At 50.1% G+C, this 7586-nt stretch carries 8 protein-coding genes; 1 reads left to right on the top strand and 7 read right to left on the bottom strand.

What is annotated here, in order from left to right:
• Positions 1-205: 205 nt before the first annotated feature.
• Positions 206-412: a hypothetical protein gene (locus G7Y50_RS00885; RefSeq protein ID WP_241159484.1), complete on the top strand. Its 207-nt coding sequence runs from the start codon at positions 206-208 to the stop codon at positions 410-412.
• On the opposite strand, the gene G7Y50_RS00890 is transcribed toward G7Y50_RS00885, so the two are convergent.
• The 7 genes from G7Y50_RS00890 to G7Y50_RS00920 all read right to left on the bottom strand — a co-directional run bounded on the left by G7Y50_RS00890 (position 413) and on the right by G7Y50_RS00920 (position 7139).
• Entirely contained in the window at positions 413-958 is a 546-nt protein-coding gene (locus G7Y50_RS00890; protein WP_165047491.1) for a hypothetical protein, read from the bottom strand.
• Positions 945-1424 (bottom strand): Mov34/MPN/PAD-1 family protein, encoded by a 480-nt coding sequence (locus G7Y50_RS00895; RefSeq protein WP_165047497.1) that lies wholly within the window; start codon positions 1422-1424, stop codon positions 945-947. Before G7Y50_RS00895 ends, G7Y50_RS00890 begins: the two co-directional genes overlap by 14 nt.
• Positions 1421-3187 (bottom strand): ThiF family adenylyltransferase, encoded by a 1767-nt coding sequence (locus tag G7Y50_RS00900; RefSeq protein ID WP_165047502.1) that lies wholly within the window; start codon positions 3185-3187, stop codon positions 1421-1423. Before G7Y50_RS00900 ends, G7Y50_RS00895 begins: the two co-directional genes overlap by 4 nt.
• Positions 3184-4299: a nucleotidyltransferase gene (locus G7Y50_RS00905; RefSeq protein ID WP_165047505.1), complete on the bottom strand. Its 1116-nt coding sequence runs from the start codon at positions 4297-4299 to the stop codon at positions 3184-3186. The genes G7Y50_RS00900 and G7Y50_RS00905 overlap by 4 nt, the downstream gene beginning before the upstream one ends.
• Before the next feature lie 33 nt (positions 4300-4332).
• Positions 4333-5013 carry an RloB family protein gene (locus G7Y50_RS00910; RefSeq protein WP_165047507.1) on the bottom strand — a complete coding sequence of 227 codons (681 nt, stop codon included), beginning with the start codon at positions 5011-5013 and terminating at the stop codon, positions 4333-4335.
• Between the two features lie 2 nt (positions 5014-5015).
• Positions 5016-6248: an ATP/GTP-binding protein gene (locus G7Y50_RS00915; RefSeq protein WP_165047511.1), complete on the bottom strand. Its 1233-nt coding sequence runs from the start codon at positions 6246-6248 to the stop codon at positions 5016-5018.
• 429 nt (positions 6249-6677) lie between these two features.
• Positions 6678-7139: an ATP-binding protein gene (locus tag G7Y50_RS00920; RefSeq protein ID WP_165047515.1), complete on the bottom strand. Its 462-nt coding sequence runs from the start codon at positions 7137-7139 to the stop codon at positions 6678-6680.
• Positions 7140-7586: the final 447 nt, after the last annotated feature.

Consider the following 7586-nt stretch of genomic DNA (forward strand, 5'->3'; position numbering starts at 1 on the left):
GGCTTGTCGTCTGCTCAGTATATTGCGAAACAGTGCTCAGGAATTGGCGTAAGAATTAACCGGGTCGAGGGGCATCTTCCGTTTGGGTAATTGATTTACAATTCCCACAGGGTGACAACTGAGGTGGATGCCTCTCATCTGGCATTCACGGGGGCTACCATCATCCTTATCTCATGCAATGGAAAGGTGGCCCCTATGGCAGCGAATGAAGAGTACGCTCCTTCCAGAGAGCTCATCAATGCTATTGAACCGGTTGTCTGAGAAGCTGGAAGGTGCAGCATCACTTCTGACGATGCTCGAAGACAAGGCTGACCGTAAACAGATAACGGCAGCCGAGCTGGCCGCCGTCTGCTGTATAGTGGAGACCTGCGCAAGTGATCTCGATGAGGTCTTGGAAAAGCTTGATTTTTGACTATTTCTGTTGACCTTTTACGTCTTTACGAGCAAACGAAGTACTAATAAGCAGTAAGAGGATTTCGTTAACCAATCGCCCTCTGAAATTAACAACCGAAACATGTTGGGAGCGGTTGAGCTTTGACATTGACTCATCGCTGATTTCTTTATGCTTCGCATAAATCAAAACACCGCAGTCAGAGCATTTATTGGAAACGATTTCCTGCACCTTTTTCTCCCCGAGATATCCATACTCCAAAATGAGAAGCCGGGCGCCAGCCAAATCGCTAATCTGACCATCTGTTTTTACCCGAATATTTCTTTTCCTTAATATTCCCGAGCGCTCCAAATCGCCTTTAAGCTCCTGGCGAGTATTGTCATTGGCAACGATGAAGACCTTTTTCCATGCAATTCCTTTGCCGAATCTATAAGCCGGTCTAACCAAACCCATGACCGCTAGAACAACAAAACCAATCGCTAAAGCCCAGGGAACTATCGTTCCTATAGTTCCGACAAGGCTAAAAAAAGCATTAATGGCAGCCGCGGCTTGGTTAATATCTTCCATTGTCGTCCCTTTCTAAATAGTGGCAATGCCCATTCTTTATTAAAACAACCGATATGTATTGTGTTGGGTTATCCCTTCCTACTACGAGCAGAATAGGTTCTGGGCAGTTGTAACAAGACGATTTCGAGATGTCTTGCATCTGGTGGATGTCTTGGAAGCTTGGTACATGGTTTTTTCCTGGATGGCAATGCCATTCACCCAGATAGTATCTGCCTAGCTTGAATTCTTTATCTAATTCCTTTTGCAGCCCGGATGCCCTTCTTGTAAACGAAAACAGTCCGAGTACGGATTGTTTTCCAGGGCCGGAAGCGCTCAGAACTTTGGCAGTCAAATGATCTGATGAATACTGTCCGATAAGAATGCCACCCGTTTCACCTCTCTTGCGGATTACAACATGCTTCGTTATAGCACCGAAAGCCTCTTCGGCGATTTCTACACGCAAGCCTTCCATTGATTTCCAGATCACAGTTCAACTCTTTCTATTGCCGTCAAGATGCCATCGGCATCACGCTTGGTAATATATACGTAATTCGCTTTCGTCTTTCTTTTCTCGACTAAGCGATCAATACAGTCGACAACGATAGAGGCGGCTCTGCTGACATCTGAATTCTTGGCAGGAAAGACAGGAGACCAACACCCTACGCCCTCCCAAGGCAGCTCTTTTTCCCGCATCAAGTTCGCTTCCTCACGCATCAACTCTCTAAAAGTATCCCTGTATCTTTCAGAGAAGAAGGAGCTCAGAGTACTCAACGAAATATAGACTCTCTCTGCGGCATACCCAAACGAACACACAAATAGTGCCTGACCGCCTTCTAGGTTGTCGAGAGCGGCAAGAACAGACGGGGAGGAGCTGCAGTCAATAATGATGTCGAATCCCTTGAGAGTTGCTGCATTATCTTTATCTATCGCGCTTCTTCCTTTGACTTCTGCCATGGGACTCGTTGTGTTCAGCACAGCAGCTAGTGTAGCTGCCTTATCGGCACCGGCATCGCAAGCGCGAAGATGATGTCTGGTAACGTTACCAATACCGAAGCTATCTGAATCGAAAATGCAGAGATCGGTTACGCCGCCCCTAATCAAGCTATTGGCGACCATGCTTCCCAAAGAGCCTGCACCTATGAGGGCTATTCGGGAATCAGCTAGTTCTTCGCAAAGGCTACCACGTGAGAACATCTGATTTTTGGAACAGTTGGCGCTGTCGATCCAATCTACTAGTACATTGGGGGCAAAAGTTTTACATCCATCGACAGTCCTTAGAACCTTGCGCTTATGAACCCCTCCCTTTCCGAATTCCTTTTCATTGGCAAGAGCCGGCATTATCGCGACAAACCAGGATAGCGATACCGGTTCCTCTCCAACTACGCTTGAACATGGAACCCCAATTGCAAGATAATGCCTCAGTCCGTCTCTTAGCGTAGATCCGTTCCGGCCGATAATATCGTCCAGATCAAGCTTTTCTCCCTTTGCCCATTCGCGAAGTTCTCCGTATGTATTGGGTGATTGCCAGCATCGAACATGGGGAACTGAAGAGGCAAGGAACCATATCCCCCGGTCCGTCTTCTTCTGCCTGTCCCCCTCGAATATCGTCCCCCACCCAACGCCCCGCACGAGGCTGCTATCTGCTTCGTAGAAAGCGGACAGACATGTTTGTCCAAGGTTGTTTTCGGTTATCTCAACAACTCCGTCGCGGCAAGAGGGATGACTGTCCCAAATCATTTTTGAGACCTCGTCTTCGCAATAGAGAACGAGGTCTCTTCGCCTGATGTTCTGCATGGGAAATTCAGCATGATCGCCATCCTTCATCAAACGTCCCTCGTTGGCCGCCTCGAGCCACTGAAGGAATCGCTCCGCATGGGAGAGGAGTGTGAAATCGGAGCTTCCTCGCAGCCCCCACTCTGCATTCTCGGTGAACAAGCAAATGTTTCCTGACCGACAGTATTTGCCATGGCTCTCCATTCCATTGTTGGATTGATGAGGATGCGTATCTTCGATTCCGCCATCTAACGATGGATATATCTTGATCCTGCAGTCAGGATAGGCGGATGAAACCGAAAACACCCAGGACGTTATTTGAGGGACCCTGTCCGGGTGCTCCAAGCATGCAGTGAAGGAAAGGCACCACTCGGCAACCGACTCGTCCCATACCCAATCCCTAATCGCAATGAACGGAGCAAGCTCTTCAAGAGACCTGCGAGCGCGACGAAGTGACTCGGGAACCTCCTCGCTCATGCGAAGTTCGCCTCAGAAAGAACCGTCGTTGCTCCTGCTCTTGCCGTAAACGCAGCCTTATCCTCTGGCTTTGGCGCCAATGGGAACTCTTCTCCGAAAAGCTCTCGCCACTTTCCTGAAGCGCTATATGGGTCCTCGGCATCGAATGCTTCTCGTGCCAACAGGGCGGCTTCTGCGATGCATTTATAGAAAGCTTCATAATCGTCTTGAGATACTCGCGTCATAACATCGTTTGGGAGACCTCGGTCTAGCAAAACCGGCTTTGTGGGCCCCAGCTTCACGATGGCCTCGAATGTCGTTACTACGCCCTCAGCAACCGACTCTATTTCGTCAGGACAGCAATCCCCAACAAGGTGCTCCAACGGATAACCTTTCGGATATTTCTTATCCGGATGCTGTGTTCTCCACCACCATTTGACTGATTTTACGACGTTCACATAGTGACCGGAGCATCTTGCATTTTTCTCGGCCGTCCAGCTAATCTGGCTCAATGGATCCGTCGATTCCCATACATTCGCCTCACGATCGGGAATGCGCAGTGGGTCGTTCTTCCAATCACTACTCTCAATGATTGCACTTAGAGTCGCCGTAGTTCTCGATCCGTATTCCTTCGAAAGAGTATCCATGTTTGATAAAGCCTCGATATCGAGTGACGAGAATATCGCACTTCTTATCGCATCCGACTTCGATAGAGTTTCACTTGGGGCTGAGGTGGGAACGAGATCGATATCCGCTCCTTCAAGATGTATGCCCCAAGATCTACCCTGGCGCTCGTATTGATTCGGGTAATGATCTTCAAGGAATCCGAGGAAAAGGTCGAGGGCTTCTGCAGGCGTGTACTCTTCCTCGCTTATGTTTGTGACTACAACGACGTCAACATCAGAGCTCTGTCCTGCTGCCGGCTTGATAATAGTTGATCGTCTATAGCTGCCCTGGAGAAATGTGCCCACCAATATTTCATTAAGACTGCTGTCTGCATTAAGCATATCCCTCAACTGCGTATGGGCATCTACTAACGCTTTCTTTTGCTTTGCGCTTAGCCTGATGCTCTTAAGAAAATCCTCAAAATAGGAATTCATATGTGGTGTACCGGACATTATCTCTCCCTTCAACTGGAAGTTCCTCAATCGAGTTCTTTCAGATATTCAATATCGTTGCTGAACACCCAAGTAATCTTGCAAGGTATTCATGACTTCATATAATCGAGTGCATGGATTCATTTCCGAAGGGTTCGTTGCCCCTCGATTCTCGTGATATCTGCTGAGACTCTCTGCATTTGATACCGCATCTGAAAGCCGGCTAGAAAGATCTTCAAAAAGTTTCTCATCATTCTTTCTGTACGGCCTTTTTAGCCACTTGCGGAATGCTGCATCCGTTCTGGCAATCGCTTCGGCCGAGGTCATCTCAGCGGTAGTAAAACCGAAGTGCAACAGCATCCAGACTTCGACGCACGGATTCGACCATAATGAATGAAACGTTGTTGTGTCGTCTGAATTTTGCACACATTCTTCGGCAACCAAATCGAATTCGCTGCGGTCAAAATCGTCTCGATCGTAAGCTAGCCACACGTGATCGTAGCCGCCCGACAACCTGCTCTCTCTTAGCGCGTATTCGAGCAAGTCAACTGTATGGAGGCCGGTACCCTTCACGACGATGTGGATACGGCTTCTGAATTCTGACTTCAATGCATCGCGCATACCCTGAAAGTAAAGCGGCTCCGTTTTTTCGCCCTCGCAGACGATAAGGTGCCGCTCGGGCGCCAAGACGCGATAGCCCTGGCGCCGTCCCGGCTTTCGCCATTCACTCTTCGCTCGACCTCGCGCCATGCCTAATCCTCCTCCCAGTACAGAAGACGGTCGAGTATCGGATCGGCTCCGTATCTACCTGAGAGGTACTGCCTATCAAAAGCTGCATTCTTGCTCACGAGGTTGCCGTTCGGCTCGTGAATGTCGGACAGCGACCAGAGAGAGCTCGCCTCATTCTCATCACGGGCCGCAAACCAGATCTCATCACGGCGGAACACATCATTTCGCATAATGCTGACATCTTGCGAGGTGAACACGAGCTGTGCGCCGTTTCGATTGATGATAGGGTCTTGGAAGAGCATGATGATGAACCTGAGCAGTTTAGGATGAAGCTTGGAATCCAACTCGTCTATGACGAGCAGGTTTCCTTTCTTAATCGCGTCGTCGAGCGTGACCGCCATGCTCATCATCTTGCGCGTTCCGGCAGACTCCTTGTTTAGGCGGAGTTCGTAGGTCTCTCCATTTACAATATGGCGAACCCAGACGTGCCTGTTCTCGAAATCGTCTTCGTCACCTTCGACCCGAAAGCCGTCAATGCTTATTCCGGCTGCTTTGAGGATGCCGACGATGATATCTTCGTCCTCTTGCTCAAGCATCTTCTCAAGGATGAGCTCTTCGAAGCGAAAGTCAAAGTCGATGAACCTTGTCGAGGCGATCCACTCTGCGGCCATATCAACAAATTCGATGTCGTAGTTCAACGCGAGGAAGGACAGGTAGGGTATATCGAAGTTGAATGACGTATTCGCCCTGGCACGCTTGAGCACCGAGCCTAACTCAACCTCGTCACCTATCCGCTCGAACAGCATAGCGGTTCGCGTTCCTCCAACGTTCTTCCTCGTCAGACTCTCGGAGGTTATCCCTTCAGCGTCGAAGGAGAGCCTGTAGCGAAACTCCTGGCCCTTCGTCCTAAAGTAGACCTCGAAGTCGGAGGGCTCGTTCGGATGCACATCGTCGAAGCGGAATGCGTCGGCGCCTTTTACCTTGGGCCGCGGAACGCCCTTTGTTGCCTCGTCTTTACGGGAGAGGAGGTAAATCGGATATGAGACAGCATCAAACATTCTATGCATGGCGAGAAACAAGTTGGACTTGCCGCCAGCGTTCGGACCGAATATAACTGACACCGGAAGGAACGCTTGTCCGTCCTTCTCGTCAACGATCAAGGACTCCTTGAACTCTTTCATGGCGGAGGCTTGCATGTCGAATGTCGTCTCATCCCGATACGAGCGGAAGTTGTCGAATGTGAACTGACAGAGCATCGGGCTTCTCCTTATGTCTAGATAGTGCATTATTAACAAATCTTAACAGAAAATATTTATGATTTTACTGGATTATACGTTCAGATTCTACTCTATTCAAGAGATAAGTACGCTTGTGAGAAACACTCCATCAACCCAGTTACCAATTTGCCAGACGCGTCTAGCATTTCACTCGAGGTAACGTCATTCCGCTTCGCAAGCACCCCATGCGCCGCATAGTGGAGGCCTGCGTCGCCAATCTGGATGCGGACTGGGCAAGCGCTTAGACATAAATAGAGCCAGTCCCAGTAGGACCGGCCCTTGCAAAGCCTCGAAGGCTTTTTACGTACCATTACGCCCATCGAGTCAACCGTCTTTCCGTACTCATGACATGCAACAATCCGCAGCCTGCTCAGAAATCACTCCGAAAATTTTTTCATAGTAGCGCCGCTATTGGTTCTTAGCTATTATCCAGCGTCCGCGAGTGTCACCCTCGCGGACCAAAACGCCTTCTTTGCGAAGACCCGCCATCGCTCTCTCAATATGTCGCTTGCTCATTCCTAAGTTATCTGCGGTGCTCTGCGCGCTGATTTTCGAATCGCCTGCGATGAGGTGCAGCGCTTGTTCCTCAGTTGTCACGGCCCCACTACTAACATTACCGACATCATTCCCGTCAGAATCAACAGCAAGTGGCACGAAAATGCTCGACCGCTCAGGGTTTACCCGCTCATTTAGCACCGGACTTCCATAGCCAGCAGCTGTCCACTTCTCCACCATATTGGGAATGCCGCCCCCGGCACGCTCGCCGATGTTGATGAGCGCGAACATCTTCATCATCGTCTCGTTGTGCGGGTCGGAATTGCCACCGATGCAGGCATTCTCTATGCCGATGCGAAAGCCACCGGGGTTCAAGAGGCGCAGCCCCCCCCCAGGAAGACGACGCCGCGTCGCTCGTTGCAGTCCGCGTTAGTGAGGCAGTTCGCAATGGCTTCACGCAAGGCATCGTGCACCTCGGTTTCGCCGACGCGTATAAGCGTCGGACGAGGCACATGGGCTTCCTGCGGACGGCCACTTGGGCCGCCTGGGACTCGGGACTGGGCGCCGAACTCGTGAGGATTCGCTGAAATGTCGGGTGATTCGGAGAAGGTAGGAGTATAATGCTTTCCCATTGCGGGCGTGGTTCAATGGTAGAACTTGAGCTTCCCAAGCTGTTAGCGAGGTGGGCACCTGCGAAACACGCGAAATGTGCATTCGCTAAATCCCCAGTTCAGAGCATATTATTTTGAAACCTCTGAGCATCTTCGATTTCCTTCTCGATTTCTGCAACCCCGAATTTTCCAGTACGTTTCCAGTATTTTG

This window comes from Adlercreutzia sp. ZJ176 (assembly GCF_011038975.1).
In the GTDB taxonomy this organism is placed as follows: domain Bacteria; phylum Actinomycetota; class Coriobacteriia; order Coriobacteriales; family Eggerthellaceae; genus CAAEEV01.

Coding starts and splice junctions, on each gene's coding strand:
- G7Y50_RS00890 (WP_165047491.1), bottom strand. CDS start 958: ATGGAAGATATTAACCAAGCCGCGGCTGCCATTAATGCTTTTTTTAGC.
- G7Y50_RS00900 (WP_165047502.1), bottom strand. CDS start 3,187: ATGAGCGAGGAGGTTCCCGAGTCACTTCGTCGCGCTCGCAGGTCTCTT.
- G7Y50_RS00915 (WP_165047511.1), bottom strand. CDS start 6,248: ATGCTCTGTCAGTTCACATTCGACAACTTCCGCTCGTATCGGGATGAG.
- G7Y50_RS00885 (WP_241159484.1), top strand. CDS start 206: ATGAAGAGTACGCTCCTTCCAGAGAGCTCATCAATGCTATTGAACCGG.
- G7Y50_RS00910 (WP_165047507.1), bottom strand. CDS start 5,013: ATGGCGCGAGGTCGAGCGAAGAGTGAATGGCGAAAGCCGGGACGGCGC.